We start from the raw sequence: 25913 nt of genomic DNA, 5'->3' as shown, positions 1-25913 counted from the left end.
GCTGCACGATGCAGCGCCTTCAGCCCTACTCTACAGGATAGAGTTGCCAAACAGCCACACCAATGGCCGGGAGCATGGGCATGATCAAGCGCGTGATCAAAGGCGCGGCAGCGGCTACACTACCGCCTTTATTATTGCTACAAGTGAATTAATCATATGCCCGTCTCGCGAGAAACGCCATGAAAAGCATGCCTTGGCGTGACTTCTTTGCCCTGGTGGTCAGCATCGGCGTAGTGGGCCTGGGCTTGGGCGCCACCATGCCGCTGACCGCCCTGACGCTGGACCGGCGCGGCGTGGGCACCGACGTGATCGGCATGATCACGGCCGTCAGCGCGCTGGGCATCCTGGCCGCCTCGCCGTTCGTGTCGCGGTGGGTGGGCCGCTTTGGCGCGCGCGCCACCATGGTGGGCGCCGTATGGGCGGCGTCCCTGGCCACCATCGCCATGCAGTGCACCGACAGCCTGCTGGCGTGGAGCGTGCTGCGCTTCGTGTTCGGCGGCGCCATGGGCGTGCTGTTTACCATCGGCGAAGCCTGGGTCAACCGCCTGGCGCCCGCCAATGCACGCGGCAAGGTGGTGGCCATGTACACCACCAGCTTTACCTTTTTTCAGCTGATCGGCCCGGCGCTGGTGGCCGCCTTCAACGATAAAATCAGCTGGAGCTTTGCCGCCTGCGGCCTGCTGTTTTTGCTGGCGCTGCCGGGACTGATGCTGATCTCGAACAGCGGCCCGGAACAAGACGCCGAGGAAGCGAACGAGCCGGGCGTGAAATGGACCTTGATCCTGCCGCGCATGCCGATGATCGTGCTGGGCGCCGCCTTTTTTGCGCTGTTCGACACCCTGGCGTTAAGCCTGCTGCCGCTGTATGCGATGCGGCACGGCATGAGTACCGAACTGGCGCTGCTCTCGGCCACGGTGGTGCTGGTGGGCGACACGGGTCTGCAGTTCGCGCTGGGCTGGATGGCCGACCGCTATGGGCGTGCAAAAGTTCACACCGGCTGCGGCGTGGCCGTCTGCCTGCTGCTGCCGCTGCTACCCTTCGCGGTCGGCACGCCATGGCTGTGGTGGACGGTATTGCTGCTGCTGGGCGCCGCCGCCGGCGGCATCTACATGCTGGCGCTGGTGGCCTGCGGCGAGCGCTTTACGGGCCTGCCGCTGACCAGCGCCAGCGCCATCGTCAACGCCACCTGGGGAGCGGCCAGCGGCGGCGGCCCGCTGCTGACGGGCGTGCTGATGCAGTCGGCGGGCGTCAATGCCCTGCCGGCCGTGATGTGGGTGTGCGCCGCCATTTTCGTGGGCAGCGCGGTGTGGGAAAAGAAAAAGGGGTTATAAGCCCTATTTTTGCTCAAGCCGCTGCTGCAACTGCTGTTCGACCGGATACGCGGGATACGCCTGCCGGAACGCGGCCCACTCCTGCTGCGCCGCCGGGCGCTGGCCCGCCTTGAGCAAGCCGTCGATCTTAACCAGCCAGACGGCCGCGTCGAGTTTCGGCGGCGCCGGCATCGGCTCGGCAGCTGACGGTGCGGGCGGTGGCGGCGCCATCGCGCGCCGTGCCGATGGCGCCGGACGCACCGTGCCGGAGGGCTCGGCCTGTGATTGCATCTGGTCGGCCGAGGGCGAAACGGAGGCGGCGACCGGCGGATCGAGCGGCTCGCCGACCACCGGGAACTGCGCCGTCTTGTGGCCAAAGAAATCGCCGCCAACCAAGTTGAAAGTCAGCAGCACGGCGGCGGCCAGTCCCAGCGGAATGCGCCAGCGCGCCAGGTAGTCGGTCGACTTCTTTGCCGGCAGGGTCCGTACCACGCCATTGGCGCTGTCGTTCGCGGCCAGCGGCTTGGCCAAAGGGGTCGCCAGCGCTTGTTCGGCGTCCGCCAGGATGGCCGCATCGAGTTCGGCCGACGGCGACGGCTGCGGCAAGGCTGCCAGCAGCGCGTTCAATTCTTCATCGTGATGCTCAATATTCATGCTCGTGCTCCTTTGCCGCTGGCCGCGTCGAGCTGCGCGCGCAATTTCTGCATCGCGTAGCGCAGCCGGCTTTTCACGGTCTCCGCTTCGGCGCCCGTCACCACGGCAATCTCGGCAATGCTCATGGCGCTGAACTGCTGCAGCACCAGCGCTTCCTTCTGTTCCGCCGGCAGCAGCGCGATGGCCGCGTGCAGCAGCGCATGCTGCTGTTTCTGTTCGAACGACTGCTGCGGCGAGGCGGCCTCGCTGGGCACCTCGGCGGCCACTTCGGCGCCCAGCCACAGCGCTTCTTTCTGGCGCAGGATGTCGATCAGGCGGTTGCGCGCCAGCTGGTACAGCCAGGTGCGAAACGCCGCCTGCGGCTGGTAGCCGGCACGCGCCGCGTGCAGGCTGGCCCAGGCATCCTGCACGATCTCGTCGACCCAGGCGCGGCGCGGCGAGCGCCAGGCCACGAAACGGTACAGGCCCTCGCGATGGCGCCGGTACAGTTCGCGAAATGCCGGCAGGTCGCCGCCGCCGTAGCGCAGCATCAGCTCTTCATCGGTGTCGTTGGGTAAGGTGTCGGCCATGCGGACCAGTGTAGCCGAAGCGGGCGGCCGCCACAATCGCCGCACGTCACCGTGCACGCGCCACGGCCGGCGCATAGCTGATGCGGCGCGTTTCGCGTATCTTCCCTTCCGTCACCGCCCCTTCCACCAGCTCATAACCGAGCAAGGCGAATACCCGGCCCTGCAGGAACAGCGGACGCGCATTGCCATACCAGTCGACGCACGAGGCGCGGCAGCCGTCGTCCGGCGGCGCACCTGGCTTCGCCGCCAGTGCACCGAGCTCCGTCAGGGCCAGCCTGTCGTTGCGCAGGTAGAGCACCGAGGCCGATTCCGTACGCGGGCCGGCGCGCTCCGTGGCGCCCAGGATAGGCAGGCCGATCACGCCTGCGCTGCCGGTGTCCGGCTTGTAGAAAAAGCCGTGGCTGCGCGTTTCTCCCTGGGCCGCGTTGGCGCGCACATAGCTGCCAGCGATATCCGCCTGGCCTCCCAGGCGAATGCTGGTGAAATGCAGATCCTGGCCCTTGGCGCCGACCGCCACCGCGTCATTGCCCAGCGCTTCGATGCGCTCGACGCCATGCGGCAGCGCCAAGGCTTGCGGCGCATCCTTGCCGGCCCAGCGCAGCGCATGCAGCGGCTGCAAAGGCCAGTTCGGATCGACCTGGCGCCGCGCCGAGTTACCGGATTGGCCATACAGCAGGTACGGCCCCACATAGCGGTTCTGCAAACCGTAGTCGCCATTGCCCGGCAAGGCCCGGTAGCTGGCGGCCGGCGCGCTGTCGCGGCCATCGGAAAAGCTGTTCAGCGGCACCCGCAGCAATGCCAGCTCGCCTTGCCCTTTGTCGCTATCCCACATGGCGTCGCCACGCCCCTGCGAGCGCAGCAGCACATTCAGATGGCCGTCCGCGCTTTCCAGGAACGAAAACTGGTCGACCGGCGCGCCGGCCGTCTTCAGCGCGCTGGGCGCCGTGCCGTCCAGCGGCAGGCGGAACACGCTTGAACCGCCGCCACGACGCGTGGTCCACACATACACGGATTCACCGGAGACATAGAACACGCGGCCGGCCGGCCCCATCACGGCACTCGCCTCGCAGCGCAGTTCGCGGCTGGCCAGGTCGCAGCTGGTCACGGTATGCAGGGTGATGCCGGCGCCAGATTCCGGCTCCTCATCGGTGCGGAAAATGCGCGTGGCCGGCGCGATGCGCTGGAAGTCCTGTGGCACGGCGTCACTGCGCCAGCGGCGCAGCGCGGGAAAGCCGCCGAACGGGTCGCCGCGGCGCGGATTGAGCGACAGCGGCGAGTAAAACACCAGCTTGGTGCCGACCAGGCGGCTGGCGTAATTGCGCGCCGAATAATAGTCGTTCGAACGCAGGTGATAGGTGGCGCGGTAGGCCAGGCGGCCGGCAGCATCGATATCGAACAGGCCCACCTCGGTGCCGCCACGGCTGTAGCTGTAGCCGATCACCACCACCGTGTCGCCCGACACCAGCAGCTCGTCATACCAGCTGTCGGACGGATCGCTGCCCGGCGCAAACGCATCGAGCGAGGCCACCGGCCGCAAGGCCTGCTGGCCGACGTTGACCGTGAACAGCTTGCCGCGCCTTAGCATCACCAGGTGCTTGCCATGCACCTTGACGATGCCGCCTTCATCGACGCCGGCCGTCTGCGTGTTGGTAACCGCGTCCGCGACCGAGTCCGCGACCGCCCCCGACACCTCGGCCGATTTGGACGCCGACGAGGCCATCGGCGCCGGCATCGGCATGGCTTTCATCTGCAGCTCGGTGCGCCGTTGCAGGGCCAGCTGCTGCGCGGCCAGCTTGTCGAGCCAGGCCTTCAAAGCCTGTTCGCTGGCAAACGCCGTCAGCGTTTTCCTGGGGGTGGTGTCAACGGCGGTGGCGGCATGGGCGGCGCACGACAGCAACAGGGGCAGCAGCAAGCTCGTTTTCAAGGCGGTGGACATGGCGGTTTCTCCGGTAGGCATGAAGGTATGGATCATGAAACGCGGCGCGGAACAAAACGGGGTTAAAGCCACGCAAAAATAATTCCAGGGTGAGCCAGCTCACATGCGGCGCCCCCGCGCGCAATCGTGCGCCGTCAAAAAGGGCTACCATGAAAGACCTCGTCACCACTTGCAGAAAGAGCGCCATGCCGACCACCACGCTGACCTTGAACGATCCCGCGCTGCTGCGCCAGCAATGCTATATCAACGGCCAATGGCGCGATGCCGAGAGTGGCAAGACGACGGACGTCGGCAACCCCGCCACCGGCGAGGTGATCGGCAATGTCCCCACCATGGGCACGCAGGAAACGGCGCAGGCCATCACCGCCGCGAATGAGGCCTGGCCCGCCTGGCGCAAGAAAAGCGCGGCCGAACGGGCCGCCTATCTGCGCCGATGGAATGACCTGATGCTGGAACACGCCGACGACCTGGCGCTCCTGATGACGGCGGAACAGGGCAAGCCGCTGGCCGAATCCAAGGGCGAGGTAAAGTATGCCGCCTCGTTCATCGAATGGTTTGCCGAGGAAGGCAAGCGCGTCTCGGGCGAGACGCTGGCCTCGCCGTGGCCGGACCGCCGCATCGTGGTGACGAAAGAGCCGATCGGCGTGTGCGCCGCCATCACGCCGTGGAATTTCCCGGTCGCGATGATCACGCGCAAGGTGGGCCCGGCGCTGGCGGCCGGCTGCCCGATTATCGTGAAACCGGCCGGCCTGACGCCGTTTTCCGCGTTGGCGCTGGCCGTGCTGGCCGAGCGAGCCGGTATTCCTCCCGGCGTGTTCAATGTGATCACGGGCTCGTCGCAGGAGATCGGCGATGAACTGACGGCCAACCCGCTGGTGAGGAAACTCAGTTTCACCGGGTCGACCGAAGTGGGCCGCAAGCTGATGGCGCAGTGCGCGCCGACCATTAAAAAACTGTCGCTGGAACTGGGCGGCAACGCACCGTTCATCGTGTTCGACGATGCCGATCTCGATGCGGCCGTGGAAGGCGCGATCGCCTCGAAATACCGCAACGCGGGCCAGACCTGCGTCTGCGCCAACCGCCTGTATGTGCAGGACGGCGTGTATGACGCGTTTGCCGAAAAGCTCGTGGCGGCGGTGGCCAGGCTGAAAGTCGGCAATGGCGTCGACGACGGCGTCACGCAAGGGCCGCTGATCGAAGAAAAAGCCGTGAAAAAAGTCGAGCAACATGTGGCCGACGCGCTGGCCAAGGGCGGCCGCCTGCTGGCAGGGGGCGAGCGCCATGCACTGGGCCACAGCTTCTTCCAGCCGACCGTGATCGCCGATGTGACGGCCGACATGCTGGTGGCCAAGGAAGAAACCTTCGGCCCGCTGGCGCCCCTGTTCCGATTCCACACCGACGACGAAGTCGTGGCGCTGGCCAACGACACCGAATTCGGCCTGGCCGCCTATTTCTATTCGCGCGATATCGGTCGCATCTGGAAGGTGGCGGAAGGGCTGGAATCGGGCATGGTGGGCGTCAATACGGGCCTGATCTCGACCGAAGTGGCGCCGTTCGGCGGCGTCAAGCAGTCAGGCCTGGGACGCGAAGGCTCGTCGTACGGGATCGATGATTACCTGGTGATCAAATATATCTGCATGGGCGGGATCTGACGATAACTTTCCTAAGTCGCGTAGGTCAGGTTAGCGCTGCGCGCGTAACCCGACACCACCACGCACGTCACTCAAACCCGCGAACCTGGTCACCATTAAAATTCGGCAAGCGCCACGAAAACCGCAGCGCCAGGAAACGGAACAGCAGGCCGGCGCCGATCGACGCCAGCTGCGCCACCGCGCTGTCGACCTTGAAATGCAGCAGCGCCACGTACAAGGCCCCCGTAAACACCGCCACGGTGGCATACACTTCGCGCTGCAGCACCAGCGGGATCTGGTTGCACAGAATATCGCGCAGCAGGCCGCCGAACACGCCGGTGATCATGCCTGCCAGCACCACGATGGCCGGGTGCATGCCGGCCGACATGGCGATATCGCAGCCGATCACGCAAAACGCCACCAGTCCCAGTCCGTCGACGATCAAAAATACCGAGCGCAAATGGTGCAGATAGCGCGCCACGAAGGCCGTGACGACGGCCGCGCCGCCCGTAAACAGCAGGTATTCGGGATGGGCGATCCAGCCCAGCGGATAGTGGCCCAGCAACACGTCGCGGATGGTGCCGCCGCCCAGCGCGGTGACGGTGCCGATCATCACGATGCCGAACAGGTCCATGCCGCGGCGCATGCCCATGATGGCGCCGGACATGGCTTCGGCGGTAATCGCCACCAGGTAGATCGTATAGAGCAGCATGATTTATTCTTCCAGAGTACGGCAAGACGCAAAACGCCATTGTGCACCGCAACACGCCTTTCCTTATAAAAAGTAAGTATTATTTGGGAATGATAAATTTTCCTAATGATGGGCGGCGCTGATGGAACTCAATCCCAAGCATACGGAAGCGTTTCGCGCCGTCGTCGAGACCGGCAGTTTCGAGCAGGCGGCCCTGCAACTGCACCTGACTTCGCCCGCCATCTCGCAGCGCGTGCGCGCGCTGGAAAGCCAGCTGGGCAATGCCCTGATCGTGCGCAGCCGCCCTGCCCGCGCCACGCGCACGGGCCAGCGCCTGATGCAATATCTGAAGCGCGCCAGGCTGCTGGAGGCGGACCTGGAGGCGGAACTGGCGGTGCAGCAGGACGCGCCGCTGACCCTGGTGCTGGCGCTGAACGCCGACTCGATGGGCACCTGGTTTTTCCCGGCCCTGGCCGACATCCTGAACCGTGAACGAGTGCTGCTGGACCTGGCGGTGGAGGACCAGGACCACACTTATACCTTGCTGGAAACGGGGATGGCGATCGGCTGCATCAGCACCGAACCGAAGCCGATGCGCGGCTGCACGGCCGAACCGCTGGGCGTGATGCGCTACTGGCTGGTGGCCACGCCGGCGTTTCGCCGGCAATGGTTCGCCCAGGGCATCACGCGCGCGGCGGCGCGCGCGGCGCCGGTGGTGGCCTACACGCGCAAGGACACCTTGCAGTCAAACTACCTGCAGCAGGCGCTGGGCCTGCCGGACGGCGCCTATCCCTGCCACTACGTGCCGGGCGCCACCTCGCACTTCAACGCCATCCGTTACGGCCTCGGCTACGGCATGGTGCCGGAACTGCTGCTGCAGGCCAATCCCGATGGCAAGCTGGTGGAGATGCTGACGCCGAAGCAGCCGGCCGACGTGGCACTGTACTGGCATACCTGGAAAGTGCAGTCGCCGCGCATGGAGCAGCTGTCGCGGCAGATCGTGGCGGCGGCGCGCACGGTGTTGAAGTAAACGAGCACAATGAAAATGTCCATCTTTGTCAAAGATGGACATCGGCGTATGATCAGCATATTCAGGTACAGGAGTTCACGCCATGGGAATGAATATTAATCTGACACCACAACTGGAGGAACTGGTGCGCCAGAAAGTCGAATCCGGCCGCTATACCTCAGCCAGTGAAGTGGTGCGCGAGGCTTTGCGCCTGATGGAAGAGAAAGACCAGTTCAGGGAAGCCAGGCTGGGCCAGCTTCGCCAGGATATACAGGATGGGCTCGATAGCGGGACATCTGTTGCATGGAGCGCTGCAGATATCAAGGCTGCCGGCCGGGCAAGACATGTGACAAAGGTTGCCGGAGACGCATAATGCCAACGGTCACCATGCGGCCGAAGGCGCGTATCGACATGGCGGACATATGGGCTTATATCGCTCGGGATAGCGAAAGACAGGCCGATAAGTTCATCGACCGGATTGACAGGCAATTGGCAAGACTGGCACTTCAGCCCGCCATCGGACGCTTGCGCAATGAGTTGCTGGAAAACCTGCGCAGTTTTCCATTTGAACACTACCTGCTCTTCTATCAAATCACCAGGGAAGGAATTGATGTCGTGCGGGTATTGCATGCCGCCCGCGATATCAATGCGCACTTCACTGCATGAGTGGCAATGGCCACTTCACCAGATGCTGCTGAAGCGCGGCTCATCATCAAAGATTAGCCGCGCCAGCCATTACTGCACTTCTTCGTAACGGGCCAAACGGGCCGCCATGCGCGGCGCCAGTTCGTGGCCGGCCGTAATCGTCACGTTCAGGTCGTTCAGCACGCCGTCTTTCAGGCCGTAGACCCAGCCGTGCACGCTGACTTCCTGGCCGCGTTCCCAGGCGTCCTGCACGATGGTGGTCTGGCACACGTTGAGCACCTGCTCGGCCACGTTCAGCTCGCACAGGCGGTCGCTGCGCTGGCGGCTGGTCAGCACGTCGCCCAGATAGCGCTCGTGTTTCTGGCTCACGTCCTGCACATGGCGCAGCCAGTTGTCGACCAGGCCGATGCGCGTGCCCGTCATGGCCGCATGCACGCCCTTGCAGCCATAATGGCCGACGATGATGACATGCTTGACCTTCAGCACGTCGACGGCGAACTGCAGCACGGACAGGCAATTGAGGTCGGAATGCACGACCACGTTGGCGATATTCCGGTGCACGAACACGTCGCCTGGCGGCATGCCCAGCAGTTCGTTGGCCGGGACGCGGCTGTCGGAACAGCCGATCCACAGGTATTCGGGCGAGGTCTGCGCTTCCAGGTTCTTGAAGTAGTCGGGATTCTTTTCCACCATCGAATCGGCCCAGCGCTTGTTGCGCTGTAGCAGTTCTGACAGGGCCGGGCCGGTTGTTACTTCGGTCATGATGATTTCCTTAAAAAAACGCCGGGATGTGGTTGGCATCCCGGCGATATTGATTAATGCTTATTCAAAAAAGTCCTTGACCTTGTCTTTCCAGGTCTTGCTTTGCGGGCTGTGCTTGGCACCGCCCTCGGTGGTGGATTTTTCAAAGTCGCGTAGCAGTTCTTTTTGTTTGTCGGTCAGCTTGACCGGCGTTTCGATGGCCACGTGGCAGAACAGATCGCCCGCGTAGCCGGAGCGCACGCCCTTGATGCCCTTGCCTTTCAGGCGGAAGGTCTTGCCGGACTGGGTGCCTTCAGGAATCGTGAACGACACCTTGCCGTTCAGGGTCGGCACTTCGATATCGCCGCCCAGGGCCGCCTTGGTGAACGAAATCGGCATTTCGCAATGCAGGTCGTCGCCTTCGCGCTGGAACACGGCGTGCGGCTTGATGTGGATTTCCACATACAGGTCGCCCGCCGGGCCGCCATTCGTGCCCGGTTCGCCGTTGCCGGACGAGCGGATGCGCATGCCATTGTCGATGCCGACAGGAATTTTGACTTCCAGCGTCTTGTTGCGCTTGATGCGTCCGGCGCCGGCACAGGTGGTGCACGGCTCGGGGATCACCTTGCCGCTGCCATGGCATTTCGGGCAGGTTTGCTGGATGCTGAAGAAACCTTGCTGCATGCGCACCTGGCCGTGGCCCGCGCAGGTACCGCAGGTGACGGGCTGCGTGCCCGGCTTGGCGCCGCTGCCGTGGCAGGTTTCGCACTTGTCCCAGCTCGGCACGCGGATGGTCGTGTCGAAGCCGTGCGCAGCTTGCTCAAGTGTAATTTCCAGGTTGTAGCGCAAATCGGCGCCACGGTACACCTGCGGGCCCGCATTACGGCTGCGTCCGCCGCCACCGCCAAAGATGTCGCCGAAGATATCGCCGAAGCTGTCGGCAAAGCCGCCAGCACCGCCGCCGAAGCCGCCACCGCCGCCCATGTTCGGGTCCACGCCGGCGTGACCATAGCGGTCGTACGCTTCGCGCTTTTCCGGATTGGTCAGCATTTCGTAGGCTTCTTTGACTTCCTTAAACTTTTCTTCCGACTCTTTACTATCCGGATTGCGGTCCGGATGGTATTTCATCGCCAGTTTACGGTAAGACTTTTTGATCTCTTCTTCCGAAGCATTTTTTGCGACACCGAGTGTCTCGTAAAAATCACGCTTTGCCATGTTGTCGGCACCTTGCAGTCTATCTACTGATGTAAAAATTACACGAAAAAGCCGAGTCGAGTGCCGCGCTGGGGCGGCGACTCGGCTCGGCCGGTCTTCGTGGCTAATGCCGCGATGTAGCGTTCAACCCGGCTGCCCCCAAGCGACGGGAGCGCAAGAGATTACTTGCTGTCCTTGACTTCCTTGAAGTCAGCGTCAACCACGTCATCTTGCTTGGCGCCGGCATCGGACGCGCCGCCAGGAGCTTGCTGTGCACCTTCCGCACCGCCGGCTGCTTGCTGCGCTTGCATGTCGGCGTACATTTTTTCGCCCAGTTTCTGCGATGCGGTCGACAGTGCTTCCACCTTGGCGTCGATCTCGGCCTTGTCGCCAGCCTTGATGCTCGCTTCCAGGTCGGTGATGGCCGCTTCGATCTTTTCTTTCTCGCCGGCGTCGAGCTTGTCGCCGTATTCCGTCAGCGATTTGCGGGTCGAGTGTACCAGAGCATCGGCCTGGTTGCGCGACTCGGCCAACTCTTTCACCTTCTTGTCTTCTTCCGCGTTCAACTCGGCGTCTTTGACCATCTTCTGGATTTCAGCCTCGGTCAAACCGGAGTTCGCCTTGATGGTGATCTTGTTTTCCTTGCCGGTGGCCTTGTCTTTCGCGCCGACATGCAAAATGCCGTTGGCGTCGATGTCGAAGGTCACTTCGATCTGTGGCGTGCCGCGCGATGCTGGCGGGATGCCTTCCAGATTGAATTCGCCCAGGCCCTTGTTGCCGGCCGCGATTTCGCGCTCACCCTGGTAGACCTTGATGGTCACGGCAGGCTGGTTGTCGTCGGCGGTCGAGAACACTTGCGAGAACTTGGTCGGAATCGTGGTGTTTTTGTGGATCATCTTGGTCATCACGCCACCCAGGGTTTCGATACCCAGGGACAATGGCGTCACGTCCAGCAGCAGCAAGTCCTTGCGTTCGCCCGACAGGACCGAACCTTGAATCGCTGCGCCAACGGCCACGGCTTCGTCCGGGTTCACGTCCTTGCGTGGATCCTTGCCGAAGAATTCCTTCACTTTTTCCTGCACCTTCGGCATACGGGTCATGCCGCCGACCAGGATGATGTCGTCGATGTCCGATACCTTGACGCCGGCATCCTTGATGGCCATGCGGCAAGGCTCGATCGTGGCGGCGATCAGCTCTTCCACCAGCGATTCCAGTTTGGCGCGGGTCATCTTCAGGTTCAGGTGGACCGGCGCGCCATTGGCCATGGCGATGTAGGGCTCGTTGATTTCGGTCTGTTGCGACGACGACAGCTCGATCTTCGCGCGCTCGGCCGAAGCCTTGATGCGCTGCAGGGCGATCGGATCTTTTTTCAGGTCGATGCCGTTGATCTTCTTGAACTCGTCAATGATGTAATCGATGACGCGCTGGTCGAAGTCTTCGCCGCCCAGGAAGGTGTCGCCGTTGGTGGCCAGCACTTCAAATTGTTTTTCGCCATCGACGTCAGCGATTTCGATGATCGAGACGTCGAACGTGCCGCCGCCCAGGTCATACACGGCGATCTTGCGGTCGCCCTTTTCGTTCTTGTCCAGGCCGAAGGCCAGCGCTGCCGCGGTCGGCTCGTTGATGATGCGCTTGACGTCCAGGCCAGCGATACGGCCGGCATCCTTGGTTGCCTGGCGCTGCGAGTCGTTGAAGTAGGCCGGTACCGTGATGACGGCTTCGGTCACTTCTTCGCCGAGGTAGTCTTCGGCGGTTTTCTTCATCTTGCGCAGCACTTCAGCCGAAATTTGCTGTGGCGCCAGTTTTTTGTCGCGCACGCCGATCCACGCATCGCCGTTGTCGGCTTTGGTGATCTGGTAAGGCATCAGCGCGATGTCTTTCTGTACTTCTTTCTCGTCGAACTTGCGACCGATCAGACGCTTGACTGCGTACAGCGTGTTTTTCGGATTGGTCACGGCCTGGCGTTTTGCCGGCGCGCCGACGAGAATCTCGCCATCTTCCTGGTAAGCGATAATCGACGGCGTCGTGCGTGCGCCTTCAGCGTTTTCGATTACCTTTGGTTGACCATTTTCCATGATGGAAACGCAGGAATTTGTGGTTCCCAGATCGATACCGATAATTCTACCCATGATTTATTTCCTTTTATTCGCTAGATTTCAGATGGTTCTTATATGTGGCAAAGCGGCATGGTTTCAAGGCTTGCTTGATGCCGCACTCTGATTATTTTGCTTGCGCGGTGGTCACGATGGCCGGACGCAACAGACGGTCCGCAATCATATAGCCCTTTTGCAATACCGACACGACCGTATTGGCTTCCTGCTCGGCCGGCACCACGGCCACGGCCTGATGCTTCATCGGGTCCAGCTTCTCGCCTTGCACCGGCAGGATCTCGACCAGGCGGTTGCGCTCAAAAGCCGAGCTCAACTGCTTCAAGGTCATTTCCACGCCTTCCTTCAGCGATTCGATGGTCGGTGCTTCCACCGTCAATGCCATTTCCAGGCTGTCTTTCACGGGCACCAGGGCTTCGGCAAAGCTTTCAACTGCAAATTTATGTGCTTTAGCAACATCTTCCTGGGCGCGGCGACGGATGTTTTCACCGTCGGCCTTGGCGCGCATGAAGGCATCGTGCATCTCTGCAAGACGCGCTTCGGTACTGGCCAGCTGCTCTTCCAAAGTAGGCTCTGCGGGAGTCGATGGTGCAGCCGCCGCAGCGTCCGCTGGCTGATTAGGTACAGCTTGGTTTTCCTGATCTTGCATCTGAAAAGCTCCTACAATCAATGACTTAATATTAGTTAGGCTACATCGCTCTACAACACTGAGCGGCAGATGGGGCTATATCCCTCTCTTTCAAGGGGTATTAACAACATCACCAGAAAACCCCGTTCAATGTTACAGCGAATCGCATATCGCTTCCTGTTTCCTGCAAGCGATGCGCGCGCCATCGGTGAAGCCCGGCATTCTACCAGTCCGGCGCGATGGCCCGCCATTTCGATGTTGTCATTTAGCAAATCCGCTCATGCCACACAAGACAAAGCCGCGCAAGCGCGGCCCTCGTCTGCTGGAAGCATCAGCTATCGCTAGTTGGCCGCGCCCAGCGCCAGCGCCGCCGCACGCGCCTGTTCGCCGTCCTGCCGCTCGGCCGTGCGTTCCAGCGCCGTGCGCATGGTGGGCCAGCCGATCATATGCTGCTCGGCGATTTCCGCCATGCCCGTGATCCAGGCCGGTGTTTCGTTCAGGCAAGGAATATAATGAAACTGCTGGCCGCCCGCCGTTTCGAAATCATGCTTCGCTTCCATGGCGATCTCTTCCAGGGTTTCCAGGCAATCGCTGGTAAAGCCCGGGCACAGCAGATCCACCCGCTTGACGCCCTGCTGCGCCAGCGCAATCAGGGTCGGCGCCGTGTAGGGCTGCAGCCACTCGGCCTTGCCGAAGCGCGACTGGAAGGTGACGATATACTGATCTTTACTCAGTTTTAACTGTTCCGCCAGCAAGCGCGCCGTTTTCAGGCACTGGCAGTGGTACGGGTCGCCCAGCAGCAGGGTGCGCTTGGGCACGCCGTGAAAACTCATCACCAGTTTTTCCGGACGGCCATTGGTTTCCCAGTGCGCCAGTACCGAGTCGCGCAAGGCGGCGATATAGGTGTCGTGCTCGTGGTATTGCTTGATGAAACGCAGTTCCGGCACATTGCGCACCGTGGCGTAATGGCTGAACACGGCGTCATAGATGGAACCGGTGGTGGTGCCCGAATACTGCGGATAGGCGGGCAGGATCGCGATGCGCTCGCAGCCTTCGCTTTTCAGCCGCGCCAGTACTTCGGGCAAGGACGGCGAACCATAGCGCATGGCCATGGCCACCGTCAGGCCACCGTGGCCTCGCCCGGCCAGCGCGCCGGCCAGCAGGGTGGCCTGCCGCTGCGTATGGATTTTCAAAGGCGAACCCTCTTTGGTCCAGATCGACGCGTATTTCTTGGCCGACTGGCCGGAGCGAAACGGCAGGATGATCAAGTTCAGGATGAACCACCACACCAGGCGCGGAATTTCCACCACGCGCGGGTCGGACAGGAACTGTTTCAGATAGCGCCGCACGGCCGAGGCGGTCGGTGCATCGGGCGTGCCCAGGTTGACCAGCACCACGGCGCTGCGCGCGACGGTGCCATGGGTGTACGGCGGTTCGGGTTGGAAGGGCATGGGCTCTTTGATAACGTTGGACGGGTAGCCAGTTATTATAGTGGCATTGGACGGGGTCAGCCCCCCGTCACTGTTGGCAATGAACTTTGTGTTAGTGGTATTGAGGGTCGGACCCCAGCTTTTACCGTTGGGGGTACGCATGCAAAACCCGCAAACCCTGAAAATGCTGGGGTCAGACCCTCAAGGCCGCCAACTGAGAGGCTTGCGCTAGCGGGCGCGGGGGTCTGACCCCGGCTTCGATTACGTTGCGAGTAATTCCCGCGCATGCTTGCGCGTGGTGGCCGTGATTTCCAGGCCGCCCAGCATGCGCGCCACTTCCTCCACGCGCCCTTTGGCGTCGAGCATGTCGATGCGCGAGGCGGTCTTGCCGTTGTCCAAGGTGCCTTTTGCTACTTGGAAATGCTGATTGGCCTGGCTCGCCACCTGCGGCAAGTGGGTCACGCACAGCACTTGCCGGCCCTGTCCCAGGCGTTTCAACAGCCGGCCCACCACTTCGGCCACGGCGCCGCCGATGCCGCTGTCGACTTCGTCGAAGATCAAGGTTGGCGTGGTGGTGGCGTGCGAGGTGATGACGGAAATGGCCAGCGCGATCCGCGCCAGCTCGCCACCGGAGGCCACCTTCGCCAGCGACTTGGGCGCCGTACCCGCATGGCCGGCCACCAGAAATTCCACTTGTTCCAGGCCATGCGCGGCCGGTTCGCAGGGGTTCAGGGCGATTTCAAAGCTGCCGCCCGTCATGCTCAGTTCCTGCATCGCGCGCGTCACGGCCTGGCCCAGTTCCAGTGCGGCCGCCTTGCGGGTGCCGGACAAACGCCCGGCGACCTCGCGGTATTCGGTTTCGATCTTTTCTTCCTGGCGGCGCAGCCCCTCGATATCGCTGGCGTCGGCCAGGTGCTGCAGTTTTTCGGACAGCTTCGCGTGTTCTTCCGGCAGTTCTTCGGGCGTGACGCGGAACTTGCGCGCCGTGCTGTGCATCGCCTCCATGCGCGCGTCGAGCTGGTGCAGGCGGTCCGGGTCCAGCTCGACCCGGTCCAGGTAATTGTTCAGCGCATACACGGATTCCTGCAACTGGATGCGCGACGATTCGATCAGGTCGACGATGGGTTGCAGTTCGGCATCGACCGAGACCAGCTTGCCCAGCTTCTGGTTCAGGGTGGCCAGCTGGGAAATCACCGGGTGTTCTTCCGCTTCGGAAATGATGGACAGCGCTTCCTGCGCCCCTTCGAGCAGGCTGGCCGCGTGCGACAGTCGGCTGTGCTCGTTGGTGATCTCGGTCCATTCGCCGGGCTTGGCGGCCAGCTTTTCCAGTTCGCCCACCTGCCATTCCAGGCGTTCGCGCTCGTACAGCACGTTGGCGGCATTGGTTTCGAATTCTTCGCGCTGGCGCACCAGGGCGCGCCAGCGCTTGTGGAGAAACCCCACCTGGCGCGCGTCCTGTTCCGCGCCCGCCTCGCGCGCCGTCGCCTGGCCGTCGAGCAGGGCGCGCTGGGACTCGCTTTTCAGCAGGGACTGGTGCGCGTGCTGGCCGTGGATGTCGACCAGCAGGTCGCCCAGCTCGCGCAGCTGCGCGGCGGTGGCGGCGATGCCGTTGATATAGGCTTTCGAGCGGCCCGCATTGTCGATCACGCGGCGCATCAGGGCGCCACCGTCTTCGTTGGCAAATTCATTGGCCACCAGCCAGGCCTGCGCCACCTCGCTGACGGAAAAGTCGGCCGTGATGTCGGCCTTGGCCGCGCCTTCGCGCACCACGCTGGCGTCGCCGCGCCCGCCCAGCGCCAGGGTCAGCGCATCGATCAGGATGGACTTGCCGGCGCCCGTTTCGCCCGTGAGCACGCTGAAGCCGGCGGAAAATTCCAGCTCAATGGTATCGACAATGACAAAATCGCGGATGGACAGTGTATGGAGCATGGCTTCAATGGTTGGGCGGCAATCAGGCTGGGCGCCGCGGGGTTGGCGTAAAAAACCGCGCTTAAACGAGCTTGCCCTCGCCGGACGGATACTCGTTCCAGTGCAGCTTCTCGCGCAGGGTGTTGTAATAGCTCCAGCCTTCCGGATGGAGGAAAGTGATCGTGTGCGGCGAACGGCGAATCAAAATGCGGTCTTGCTGCAGCAGGCTGGCGAAGGTCTGCATGTCGAAGTTCACGCTGATATCGCGTCCGCGCACGATTTCCACCACGATCTGGCTCGAATCGGGCAACACGATGGGACGGTTCGACAGCGCGTGCGGCGCGATCGGCACCAGCACGATGCCGCCCAGGGTGGGGTGCAGCAGCGGGCCGCCGGCCGACAGCGCATAGGCGGTCGATCCCGTCGGGGTGGAAATGATCAGTCCGTCCGAACGCTGGTTGTACATGAAATGGCCGTCGACTTCGACCCGTAATTCAGCCATGCCGGCGCCGGCGCCGCGCGAGACCACCACGTCGTTGACGGCCATGCCGACATGAATCGCCTTGCCGTCGCGCAGCACGCTGCCTTCGAGCAAGGTGCGGCGCTCGGCTTCGAAATTGCCGCCCAGAATGTCCGCCAGCACCGGCAGCATGCGCTCCAACGGAATATCGGTCATGAAACCCAGCCGGCCCTGATTGATGCCGATCAAGGGCACGTCATACGGCGCCAGCTGGCGCGCAATGCCCAGCATGGTGCCGTCGCCGCCCATGACGATGGCGCAGTCGGCGCAGGCGCCGATGTCGGCGGCCGACAGGGCGGGCACGCCGGCCACGTCCAGGTGGGCGGCGGTTTCCGCCTCGAACACCACCGTGTGGCCCAGGCCGCGCAGGAAGTCGATGATGCTGTTGACGGGCTCGGCGATGCCATCGGTATTCTGGCGAACGACCAGCGCGATGGTCTTGGGCCCCATGTTGAAGCTGGAACCCGGGGCTGGCGGCGGTGCTGGCGGAAGATCGGCGTGGTTATCGACGGGCATAAAAATCTCGGCAAATGAATTCGGTGGCAAGTCGCCCCAAGGCTGTCGCGATCAGCACGCCACTACCGCGAAATACTGTATATATGCACAGTATAGTGCGGTAGCGGGCCGGCTGCAAGGGGCGTTCGGTAAGTCGTGCATGCAGTGTAATCGGGATGGACGGTACGGGGGCGAAGAAAAGATGCGCCCCTGCGTGCGCCAGCGCGCCCTCGGCCGTGAAATCCGCTTGCGCGGCGCGGCCCGCGCGGGGACACTGGTCCATATCATTCTTACACTCAGGAGGTCATATGGCTACCGAACGCAGCGAGCGCAAGATCAATACCGATGAGAAAGTACAAAACGATGGCGTGGACCGCCTGCCGCACGAGCGCGACGAGTCGCCCGACGCGCAGAACGTCAAGCCGCGCGACATCATGAAGCAGGCCGCCAGCGACCTTGAACAAGGCCTGGTCGATACCGACCTGCGCGCCCAGCCGGGCGTGGAAAAGGTCAAGCCGGCCCCCCCTGGCCAGGCCAAGCCCGATCCGGACCTGACGTCCAAAAAAACCCGCCAAACCTGATCCCGGAGCCTGCCATGCCCTTCCTCGCCCCGCGCTTGCGCGTTTCCCTGCTTGCCCTGGCTGCCGTGACGGCCCTCGCCGGTGCCGGTAGTGCCCTGGCGCAAGCCATGCCGCCCGGCTTCGGCCCGAATCCGGACCTGCCCAAGCCATCGAAGCAATTGATCCCGACGGTGCAGGTGGCGCCGGTGGAACGCTGGGCCGGCGATGCCAAGCCGACGGTACCGGCCGGTTTTGCCATCCACGCGCTGGCGCGCGACCTCGACCATCCGCGCTGGATTCATGTCCTGCCGAATGGCGACGTGCTGGTGGCCGAAACCAATGCCCCGCCAAAACCGGAAGACGGCAAGGGCATCAAGGGCAAGATCATGAAGATGACCATGAAAAAGGCCGGCGCGGGCACGCCGACCGCCAACCGCATCACGCTGCTGCGCGGCGTCGGTGCGGACGGCGTGGCGCAGACGCGCACGGTGTTCATGCAAGGCCTCAATTCGCCGTTCGGCATGGCGCTGGTCGGCAAGGACCTGTATATCGCCAATGCCGACGCGCTGGTGCGCGTGCCCTACGAAGAGGGCCAGACCGAGATCACGGCCAAGCCCGTCAAGGTAATGGATTTGCCGGGCGGCCCGATCAATCATCACTGGACCAAGAACGTGGTGGCCAGCCCGGATGGCAAGTTTTTATATGTATCGGTCGGATCGAACAGCAATGTGGCCGAGAACGGCATGGGCGCCGAGGAAGGCCGTGCGGCCATCTGGCAATACGAAATTGCGACCGGCAAGCCGCGCATCTTTGCCAGCGGCCTGCGCAACCCGAACGGCATGGCCTGGCAGCCCACCAGCAAGGCGCTGTGGACAGCCGTCAACGAGCGCGACGAGATCGGTGACGAGCTGGTGCCCGATTACATGACCTCGGTCAAGGATGGCGGATTCTACGGCTGGCCCTACAGTTATTACGGCCAACATGTGGACCAGCGCGTGAAGCCGCCGCGCCCGGAACTGGTGGCCAAGGCCATCTCGCCCGACTATGCGCTGGGCGCCCATACGGCTTCGCTGGGCCTGGCGTTCTATGACGGCAAGCAGTTTCCGGAAAGCTACCAAGGCGGCGCCTTTATCGGCCAGCACGGTTCGTGGAACCGCAAGCCCTTCAGCGGCTACAAGGTGATCTTCGTGCCGTTTGCCGATGGCAAGCCATCGGGGCCGCCGCAGGATTTTGTCAGCGGCTTTCTCGACCGCAAGGGCAATGCCCAAGGCCGTCCGGTCGGCGTGGTGCTCGACAAGGAAGGCGCGCTGCTGGTGGCCGACGATGTGGGCAATGTGATCTGGCGCGTGACGACGGCGCCTTGAGGCCGGCACAGGGGGGCGATCATCCCCCTGTGTGACGCACCGAACAGTGGCAGGCTGATCCGGCGCGCATGATGGTTGTTCGAACCACGCAAAGGAGCACATCATGAAGAAATCAGGATCAGCCGTCTGGAGTGGCGGCCTCAAGGATGGCAAGGGTTTTATTTCCACCGAAAGCGGTGCGCTCGACAATATTGCCTATGGCTTTAACACCCGCTTCGAAGATGGTCCGGGCAGCAATCCGGAAGAATTGATCGGCGCCGCCCATGCGGCCTGCTTCACCATGGCACTGTCGGGCAAGCTGGGTGAAGCTGGCCTGAAAGCGACGGCCCTGAAAACCACGGCGCAGGTCAGCCTGGACAAGGTCGATGGCGAATACGCAATCACCGCCGTGCACCTGACCCTGGTGGCCACGATTCCCGGCGCCACCGATGAGGTATTCCAGGATGTGGCGCTGCGCGCCAAGCTGGGCTGCCCCGTATCGAAATTGCTGGTCGCCAATATCACGCTGGACGCCACGCTGGAATAAGCCGGCTTGACCAGGTCGCTCGCCGTTCCATGCCGCCTGGCAACGGGTGGCGGGAGCGGTTTCTGCAGGAACCCCATAAAACGCCTAGAATCCTGCTATTCCCTTATCACTAGCAAGGATTTAGCATGCGTATTTTGCACACCATGTTGCGGGTCGGCGACCTGCAGCGCTCCATCGATTTCTACACCAAAGTATTGGGCATGAAGCTGCTGCGCACCAGCGACAACCCGGAATACCAGTACACGCTGGCCTTTGTCGGCTACGGCTCGAACCCGGACCACGCGGAACTGGAATTGACCTACAACTACGGCAGCACCAGCTATGACCTGGGCACGGCGTATGGCCATATCGCCATCTCGGCCGACGATATCGTCGCCGCCTGCGATGCGGCGCGCAGCAATGGCGGCAACGTCACGCGCGAGCCGGGCCCGGTCAAGGGCGGCACCACCGTGATCGCCTTTATTACCGATCCGGACGGCTACAAGATCGAACTGATCGAACGCAAGTTCGACGGCCAGGGTGGCGGCTTGTAATCAGCGCACTGTCATCAAGCGGGCTGCACTGCGGCGGCAATCGCCGCGCGCAGCCAGGCAATGCCGGCATCGCCATCGGTACGGTGATGCCGCACCAGCTCGAATCCAAACGGCGCAATCGCAAACGGCGGCGCCTGCAGCATCAAAGCCTGCCCTTCATGTCCCGGCACGGCGCGGCGCGCCACCGTCAGGATCAAATCTGTTCCCTTCAGTAACTCCGGCGCCACCGTCCAGTGTGGCAAGCGCACGGCGACGCGGCGCGTCTTGCCCAGCTTGGCCAGCGCCGCATCGACTTCCCCCGCCATGCCGCCATCGGTGGACGCCACCAGCACATGGGGCCGCGCCAGATAGGCTTCCAGCGTCAACACCTGGCCCGGTGCAAGGCTGGCCGGGTCCATCGCGCAAATAAACGTTTCCTCGAACAAGATATCGCTGTGCAACTGCTGCGGCAGTTGCGCGAACACGCCCAGCGCCAGGTCGATCTCGCCATCCTGCAAGGCAGCCAGCATGGCCGGCCGGCTGGCGTAGCTGATGGAAAGATCAATGCCGGGCGCGTCCGTGCGCAAGCGGCGCAGCAGGGCCGGCAAGACCTGCGCCGCGCCGTAGTCGGACATGGCCAGGCGAAACACGCGCTGCGTGCTGGCGGCGTTGAACACCGCGCCGCCCAGTACCGAGCGCACGTTTTGCAAGGCCTCGGCCAGCGGCCGCGCCAGCGCCAGCGCGCGCGCCGTCGGCTGGAAGCCACCCTTGCCACGCAGCAGCAGCGGGTCGCCGAGCAGATGGCGCAGCCGTGCCAGCGCATGGCTGACCGCCGGCTGGCTCATGTGCAAGCGCTGGGCCGCGCGCGACAGATGGCGCTCGCTCAGCAAGGCTTCCAGGATCACCAGCAGGTTCAGGTCGATCGCGCGCAGACTATTCGTTTGATGCATGTTTTGATGACAAATTGTGAATTGGATTTTATCCCAGCATAATAATACGATGCCATCCATCAACTCAACAGATGGAGTCTCACATGCAAGGATGGATTACCTTGTTTGCCCCGCTGGCCATGCTGGCCGGCGCCGTCGTGCCGTTCCAGGCCGGCGCCAATGCGGCGCTGGGCCGCAACCTGGGCCACCCGCTGTGGGCCACCGTGGCCTCGCTGGGCGTCAGCGCCGTGCTCGCATCACTCGTCATGCTGGCGATGCGCGTGCCGGCGCCCGAGGTGGCGCTGTCGCTGCGCGCGCCGGGTTGGACCTGGCTCGGCGGCGCGGCCGGCGTGTTTTACATCACGGCCGCGCTGATGCTGGCACCGCGCATGGGCTCCGGCCCCTTCATGGCGGCCGTGATCGGCGGCCAGGTGCTGGCCGCGCTGGCCATCGACCGCTACGGCTTGCTGGGCTTTGCCGTAAAACACATTACGCCGCTGCACTGGCTGGGGGCGGCGCTGGTGGTGGCCGGCGTGATCGTCACGCAATTGGCCAACGGACGCGCCGGCTGACGAAAAAAAACCAGCGCAGGCGCTGGTTTTTTTGTGATCGCAAGAACCGCTTAACGGTCGAGCAAGGCGTTGACAGGCAACAGGTCGGTTTCCTTCAGGGTGCCGGCGGCCGCCTTCAAGCGCAGGCCGTTCATGATGGTGTCGTAGCGCGCTTTCGACAGGTCTTTCTGTGTCGAAAACAGTTGTTTCTGCGCATTCAAGACGTCGATATTGATGCGCACGCCCACCTGGTAACCGAGCTGGTTCGATTCCAGCGCCGACTTGCTCGACACTTCCGCCGCCTCCAGCGCCTTCACTTGCGCCATGCCGCTGTTGACACCCAGGAAAGCCTGGCGCGCATTTTGCGAGGCCGAACGGCGCGCCGTTTCCAGGTCGTTGCGGGCCTTGTTTTCCAGCGCGATCGATTCGCGCACCTTGCTGGTGACGGCAAAGCCGCTGAAAATCGGGATGCTCCACTGCACGCCGATGGCGTTGTTGTTGTTGCCGCTGCCCGTACCGCCACCCGAGGAATAGGTATGGCCGGCATTGGCGATCAGGTCCAGGGTCGGGTAGTGGCCGGCGCGGTTGCGGCCGATGTCGCGCTTGGCCGACTCCACGTTGAACTGGGCCGTGACGACGCCGAAGTTCTGCTCTTCGGCCGAGCTGACCCACGGTTCGATGGTGGCCGGCTGCGGCGCGCTGAGGACCACGCCGGTGCGCATGGTCGACAAATTCGCCGGCGCTTCACCGATAATCGTTTGCAAGGCGCTGCGCTTGTTGGCCAGGTCATTGATGGCGGCAAACTCCTGCGCCACCACCAGGTCATACGCCGCCTGCGCTTCATGCGTGTCGGTAATGGTCTGCGTGCCGACCTCGAAATTGCGCTTGGCCGACGCCAGCTGCTCGGTGGTCGCCGCTTTTTGCGACTGCGTCGCACCCAGGTTGTCCTGCGCGCTCAGCACATCGAAATACGCCTGCGCCACGCGCGTGATCAGGTCTTGCTGCACCTGCGCGAACTGGGCTTCGGCAATCGCCTGCGCCAGCTTGCTTTGCTGATAGGTTTCCCAGCGGTCCCAACGGAACAGCGGCTGGGCCAGCGTCAGGTTGTAGCTGTTGGTGCGTACATTCACCGATGGCGAGGTGATCTTGTTGCCGCCCTGGTTTTGCGTGATCAGCTCGTTGTCGCCACGCGTATTGCTGCCCGAGGCGGACACCTGCGGCAGCAAGCCGGCCAGGCCCTGCGGCACCCTTTCCATCCCGGCCGACAGGGCCGCGCGCGCGCTGGCATACTGCGCGTCATTGGCCAGCGCCTGCTGGTAGACCTGGATGAGATCGGCCGCCTGTGCTTGCAGCGAGCATGTCATCGAGACAAAGGCGCTGGTCATCAGTACGGCGATAAGGGGTTTCCGCATTGCATTTCTCCGTGGGAGTCGTCAAAAGTTGATGGATACAAGAATCGGGTGCTGCCTGCCTGCTGCCCCTCCGGATAAGACGGGTGCAGGTCTCCTCGGGCCTGCGCACGGCACAGGCCCGGGATTGCGTCTACAAGGAATTACTTAATATTTTGCCATGCTGGCGTCGACCTGCAACGCCCAGGCGTGCATGCCGCCCGTCAGATTACTGACCTTGCCAAACCCATTACGTTCCAAAAAGGCCGCCACCTGCATGCTGCGCGCGCCGTGATGGCAGATGCAGACGATCTCGGCTTCTTCATCGAGGTCGTCGATGCGCGCCGGGATCGAGTTCATCGGCATCAGGGTGGCGTCGTCCAGCCGGCACAGGTCAAATTCCCACGGCTCGCGCACGTCGAGCAGGAAGGGCCGCGGACGGGCAGGGTCAGCCAGCCAGGCGGCCAGCTGCGGTGCGCTCAAGATCTCCATTGCATCCTCGCCGCGTCAGAACTGGAAGTGCGACGGCGGCACGGCTTGCAGCGGCGCCACGCTGGTTTCAAATACCTTGCGCGTGTCGTAGGCCTTGTCCGAAGTGCGCGTGATCAGGTGCGCCGACATGATCGGGGCTTCACCGATGATGGCCAGGATGCGGCCGCCCACCTTGACCTGTTGCAAAATCGCCTCAGGCAGCACCGCCAGGGCGCCGGAAATGACGATCACATCGTACGGCGCGCCCGTGCTCCAGCCCTGCGCGCCATCGCCCAAGGTCACGGTGACATTGGTCACGCCATTCGCGGCCAGGGTCTTTTCGGCCTGCGCCTTGACTTGCGGCTGGATTTCCACGCTCAGCACATGACGCGCCTTGTGCGCCAGCAAGGCCGCCATATAGCCACTGCCGGTACCGATTTCCAGGACATTTTCGTGCTTTTTGACGGCAACTTCCTGCAAGATGCGCGCTTCGAGCTTGGGCGTGAACATGCTTTCGCCACCGCCCAATGGAATTTCGGTATCGATAAAGGCCAGGTTCTTGTAGGCAGCCGGAACAAAATCTTCACGCTTGACCACGTTCAACAGCTCCAGCACGTCGATATCCAATACGTCCCAGGGACGGATTTGCTGTTCGATCATATTGAAGCGGGCTTGTTCGATATTCATCTTTGGACTCGGTAAGTGAAGTAATAATCCGCCATTTTATCGTTGAACTGGCTGAAAGCACATGTTAACCATAAAGAGGGGCGTTGGAGGAAATTTGCGACGATCTGCAGATTTGAGGGGGTGAAGCTGGCAAAGGCCTAACTGAACGGTAACATTGCCCGTGGCTCAAGCGCCCACGGGCGTGCTGACCTGCAAGCCGCGCAAGCTCATGTCAATAAACGTATTGAGATAAGCGATGGGATCGATGTCATTCACGTCGCACGGCAGGAAGGAATGGGTCCACATCATCAGCATGGTCATCGGCGCGCACAGGATGGCGCTGACCAGCACCGGATCGACCTGGCGGAACTCGCCGCGCCGCATGCCGCGCTCGACCAGGCTGGCAATCAGGGCATTGCCGCGCTGCACCACTTCTTCGTTGTAAAACTGTGCCAGTTCGGGGAAATTGTTGGTTTCCGCCATCATCAGCTTGGTCAGCCCGGCCAGCTTGGTGGCGCCGAACTCTTCCCACCATTGCATCATCAGGCTGCGCAATAGCTCGCCGCTGCTGGCGTCCGACGCGGCCATGCTCTCTTCCGCCTCGCCGATCGAGTGCACGATATTGTCGCGCACCACCGCCTTGAACAGCTCCTGCTTGTTTTCAAAGTACAGGTACAAGGTGCCTTTCGACACGCCAGCCCGCTTGGCCACATCTTCCAGCCGCGTCGAGGCAAAGCCCCGCTCGACAAACAGGTCGAGCGCGGCGGCCAGCAATTCCTGCGGCCGCGCATCCTTGCGCCGCTCCCAGCGCGGCTTGCTATCCATCGGGACTTCCATATGCGATTCCGGTAACTTACTTTTGAGTCATTAATCTTAGACTTGTATACAAGCAAGGTCAAGACGGAATGTCGGCATCGCGCCCCGGCTCCCATGCCATTGGGCAGTTTTTCTGACAGGCAAGCTGGGATATGCTCTGCAAGCGAACCACTCATTGAAAGAGGAATACATCATGCGCCCATTTTTCCTGCTCGCCGCCGTGCTCCCGGCGATATTGCTGAGCGCCTGCGCCAGCACGGCCAGCCCGTTGCCCGCGCAACAGGAAGCCAATCGCCAGGTGGTGCTGCGGTTTTACGAAGCCGGGCTGAACCGCAAGGATGCCGATGCCGCCTTGAAGTATGTCGGCAATCGCTATGTGCAGCACAACCCGAATGCGGCCGATGGGCCGGAAGGTTTCAAGCAGTTCATCGCCTTTTTGCGCGACAAGTATCCGCAGTCGCACAGCGAGATCGTGCGCAGCTTTGTCGATGGCGACCATGTGATCCTGCATGTGCATGCAGTGCGCGAGCCTGGCACGCGCGGCAACGCCATCGTCGATATTTTCAAACTGGAAAACGGCAAGATTGTCGAACACTGGGATGTGACGCAGGCGATCCCGGAAAAGACCGCCAGCGGCAATCCCATGTTCTGAACAGGTGGA

Annotated in this window: 27 protein-coding genes; 11 read left to right on the top strand and 16 right to left on the bottom strand. The window is 62.7% G+C overall.

The genetic code is table 11. From position 1 onward, the window contains the following. Positions 1–179 precede the first annotated feature (179 nt). Positions 180–1331, top strand: a complete 1152-nt coding sequence (locus Q8L25_RS07045; protein WP_308924178.1) for an MFS transporter — start codon at positions 180–182, stop codon at positions 1329–1331. A gap of 3 nt (positions 1332–1334) precedes the next feature. On the opposite strand, the gene Q8L25_RS07040 is transcribed toward Q8L25_RS07045, so the two are convergent. From Q8L25_RS07040 to Q8L25_RS07030, 3 genes are read right to left on the bottom strand one after another with little or no spacing between them, the layout of a single operon-like run. Then, the gene (locus Q8L25_RS07040) at positions 1335–1964 is read right to left on the bottom strand and encodes a hypothetical protein (RefSeq protein WP_308924177.1); all 630 of its coding nucleotides are present in this window, start codon (positions 1962–1964) and stop codon (positions 1335–1337) included. Further along, complete coding sequence (locus tag Q8L25_RS07035) at positions 1961–2533, bottom strand: sigma-70 family RNA polymerase sigma factor (protein ID WP_308924176.1); 573 nt, start codon at positions 2531–2533, stop codon at positions 1961–1963. Before Q8L25_RS07035 ends, Q8L25_RS07040 begins: the two co-directional genes overlap by 4 nt. 46 nt (positions 2534–2579) lie before the next feature. Then, on the bottom strand, positions 2580–4469 hold the full coding sequence (locus Q8L25_RS07030; protein WP_308924175.1) for a beta-propeller domain-containing protein: 1890 nt from the start codon (positions 4467–4469) through the stop codon (positions 2580–2582). Between the two features lie 185 nt (positions 4470–4654). On the opposite strand from Q8L25_RS07030, the gene gabD reads away from it, so the two are divergent. Next, positions 4655–6121 (top strand): NADP-dependent succinate-semialdehyde dehydrogenase, encoded by a 1467-nt coding sequence (gabD, locus tag Q8L25_RS07025; protein ID WP_308924174.1) that lies wholly within the window; start codon positions 4655–4657, stop codon positions 6119–6121. A gap of 67 nt (positions 6122–6188) precedes the next feature. Here gabD and Q8L25_RS07020 read toward each other — a convergent pair whose 3' ends face one another. Then, positions 6189–6812 carry a trimeric intracellular cation channel family protein gene (locus Q8L25_RS07020; RefSeq protein ID WP_308924173.1) on the bottom strand — a complete coding sequence of 208 codons (624 nt, stop codon included), beginning with the start codon at positions 6810–6812 and terminating at the stop codon, positions 6189–6191. A 121-nt stretch (positions 6813–6933) separates the two neighbouring features. On the opposite strand from Q8L25_RS07020, the gene argP reads away from it, so the two are divergent. The 3 genes from argP to Q8L25_RS07005 all read left to right on the top strand — a co-directional run bounded on the left by argP (position 6934) and on the right by Q8L25_RS07005 (position 8466). Further along, positions 6934–7821, top strand: a complete 888-nt coding sequence (gene argP / locus Q8L25_RS07015; RefSeq protein WP_308924172.1) for an HTH-type transcriptional regulator ArgP — start codon at positions 6934–6936, stop codon at positions 7819–7821. A gap of 82 nt (positions 7822–7903) precedes the next feature. Further along, entirely contained in the window at positions 7904–8173 is a 270-nt protein-coding gene (locus Q8L25_RS07010) for a type II toxin-antitoxin system ParD family antitoxin (RefSeq protein ID WP_308924171.1), read from the top strand. Beyond that, the gene (locus Q8L25_RS07005) at positions 8173–8466 is read left to right on the top strand and encodes a type II toxin-antitoxin system RelE/ParE family toxin (protein ID WP_308924170.1); all 294 of its coding nucleotides are present in this window, start codon (positions 8173–8175) and stop codon (positions 8464–8466) included. The genes Q8L25_RS07010 and Q8L25_RS07005 overlap by 1 nt, the downstream gene beginning before the upstream one ends. Positions 8467–8535: 69 nt before the next feature. On the opposite strand, the gene can is transcribed toward Q8L25_RS07005, so the two are convergent. From can to Q8L25_RS06970, 7 genes are all read right to left on the bottom strand, one after another. Continuing rightward, positions 8536–9207, bottom strand: a complete 672-nt coding sequence (gene can / locus Q8L25_RS07000; RefSeq protein ID WP_308924169.1) for a carbonate dehydratase — start codon at positions 9205–9207, stop codon at positions 8536–8538. A 60-nt stretch (positions 9208–9267) separates the two neighbouring features. After that, complete coding sequence (gene dnaJ / locus Q8L25_RS06995) at positions 9268–10401, bottom strand: molecular chaperone DnaJ (protein WP_308924168.1); 1134 nt, start codon at positions 10399–10401, stop codon at positions 9268–9270. A gap of 161 nt (positions 10402–10562) precedes the next feature. Continuing rightward, entirely contained in the window at positions 10563–12509 is a 1947-nt protein-coding gene (dnaK, locus tag Q8L25_RS06990) for a molecular chaperone DnaK (protein WP_308924167.1), read from the bottom strand. A gap of 91 nt (positions 12510–12600) precedes the next feature. Further along, complete coding sequence (gene grpE / locus Q8L25_RS06985; RefSeq protein ID WP_308924166.1) at positions 12601–13137, bottom strand: nucleotide exchange factor GrpE; 537 nt, start codon at positions 13135–13137, stop codon at positions 12601–12603. 320 nt (positions 13138–13457) lie between these two features. Further along, positions 13458–14567 (bottom strand): ferrochelatase, encoded by a 1110-nt coding sequence (hemH, locus tag Q8L25_RS06980; RefSeq protein WP_308924165.1) that lies wholly within the window; start codon positions 14565–14567, stop codon positions 13458–13460. 240 nt (positions 14568–14807) lie between these two features. Next, positions 14808–16475, bottom strand: a complete 1668-nt coding sequence (gene recN / locus Q8L25_RS06975; protein WP_308924164.1) for a DNA repair protein RecN — start codon at positions 16473–16475, stop codon at positions 14808–14810. Between the two features lie 61 nt (positions 16476–16536). Then, entirely contained in the window at positions 16537–17424 is an 888-nt protein-coding gene (locus Q8L25_RS06970) for an NAD kinase (protein ID WP_308925674.1), read from the bottom strand. A 353-nt stretch (positions 17425–17777) separates the two neighbouring features. Here Q8L25_RS06970 and Q8L25_RS06965 point away from each other — a divergent pair, with 353 nt between their 5' ends. The 4 genes from Q8L25_RS06965 to gloA all read left to right on the top strand — a co-directional run bounded on the left by Q8L25_RS06965 (position 17778) and on the right by gloA (position 20452). Then, positions 17778–18050 carry a hypothetical protein gene (locus Q8L25_RS06965; protein WP_308924163.1) on the top strand — a complete coding sequence of 91 codons (273 nt, stop codon included), beginning with the start codon at positions 17778–17780 and terminating at the stop codon, positions 18048–18050. 14 nt (positions 18051–18064) lie between these two features. Next, a complete protein-coding gene (locus tag Q8L25_RS06960; protein WP_308924162.1) occupies positions 18065–19393 on the top strand; it encodes a sorbosone dehydrogenase family protein in 1329 nt (442 codons plus the stop codon). Between the two features lie 103 nt (positions 19394–19496). After that, on the top strand, positions 19497–19919 hold the full coding sequence (locus Q8L25_RS06955) for an OsmC family protein (RefSeq protein ID WP_308924161.1): 423 nt from the start codon (positions 19497–19499) through the stop codon (positions 19917–19919). Positions 19920–20044: 125 nt separating this feature from the next. Next, entirely contained in the window at positions 20045–20452 is a 408-nt protein-coding gene (gloA, locus tag Q8L25_RS06950) for a lactoylglutathione lyase (RefSeq protein ID WP_308924160.1), read from the top strand. 14 nt (positions 20453–20466) lie between these two features. On the opposite strand, the gene Q8L25_RS06945 is transcribed toward gloA, so the two are convergent. Then, positions 20467–21381, bottom strand: coding sequence for a LysR substrate-binding domain-containing protein (locus Q8L25_RS06945; RefSeq protein WP_308924159.1), 915 nt, complete (start codon positions 21379–21381; stop codon positions 20467–20469). 83 nt (positions 21382–21464) lie between these two features. Between Q8L25_RS06945 and Q8L25_RS06940 the strand changes: the two genes are divergently transcribed. Beyond that, a complete protein-coding gene (locus tag Q8L25_RS06940; RefSeq protein ID WP_308924158.1) occupies positions 21465–21932 on the top strand; it encodes a DMT family transporter in 468 nt (155 codons plus the stop codon). A 50-nt stretch (positions 21933–21982) separates the two neighbouring features. On the opposite strand, the gene Q8L25_RS06935 is transcribed toward Q8L25_RS06940, so the two are convergent. The 4 genes from Q8L25_RS06935 to Q8L25_RS06920 form a co-directional block, all read right to left on the bottom strand. Next, positions 21983–23323, bottom strand: a complete 1341-nt coding sequence (locus Q8L25_RS06935; RefSeq protein ID WP_308924157.1) for a TolC family outer membrane protein — start codon at positions 23321–23323, stop codon at positions 21983–21985. Positions 23324–23467: 144 nt separating this feature from the next. Next, on the bottom strand, positions 23468–23791 hold the full coding sequence (locus Q8L25_RS06930; RefSeq protein ID WP_308924156.1) for a rhodanese-like domain-containing protein: 324 nt from the start codon (positions 23789–23791) through the stop codon (positions 23468–23470). Between the two features lie 15 nt (positions 23792–23806). Continuing rightward, positions 23807–24457 carry a protein-L-isoaspartate O-methyltransferase gene (locus Q8L25_RS06925; protein WP_308924155.1) on the bottom strand — a complete coding sequence of 217 codons (651 nt, stop codon included), beginning with the start codon at positions 24455–24457 and terminating at the stop codon, positions 23807–23809. A 165-nt stretch (positions 24458–24622) separates the two neighbouring features. Continuing rightward, the gene (locus Q8L25_RS06920) at positions 24623–25273 is read right to left on the bottom strand and encodes a TetR/AcrR family transcriptional regulator (RefSeq protein ID WP_308924154.1); all 651 of its coding nucleotides are present in this window, start codon (positions 25271–25273) and stop codon (positions 24623–24625) included. 172 nt (positions 25274–25445) lie between these two features. Here Q8L25_RS06920 and Q8L25_RS06915 point away from each other — a divergent pair, with 172 nt between their 5' ends. Next, the gene (locus tag Q8L25_RS06915; protein ID WP_308924153.1) at positions 25446–25904 is read left to right on the top strand and encodes a nuclear transport factor 2 family protein; all 459 of its coding nucleotides are present in this window, start codon (positions 25446–25448) and stop codon (positions 25902–25904) included. Positions 25905–25913 lie beyond the last annotated feature (9 nt).

The organism is Janthinobacterium sp. J1-1, from assembly GCF_030944405.1.
Taxonomy (GTDB): Bacteria; Pseudomonadota; Gammaproteobacteria; order Burkholderiales; family Burkholderiaceae_D; genus Janthinobacterium.
This window is presented reverse-complemented; position numbering and strand designations above follow the sequence as displayed.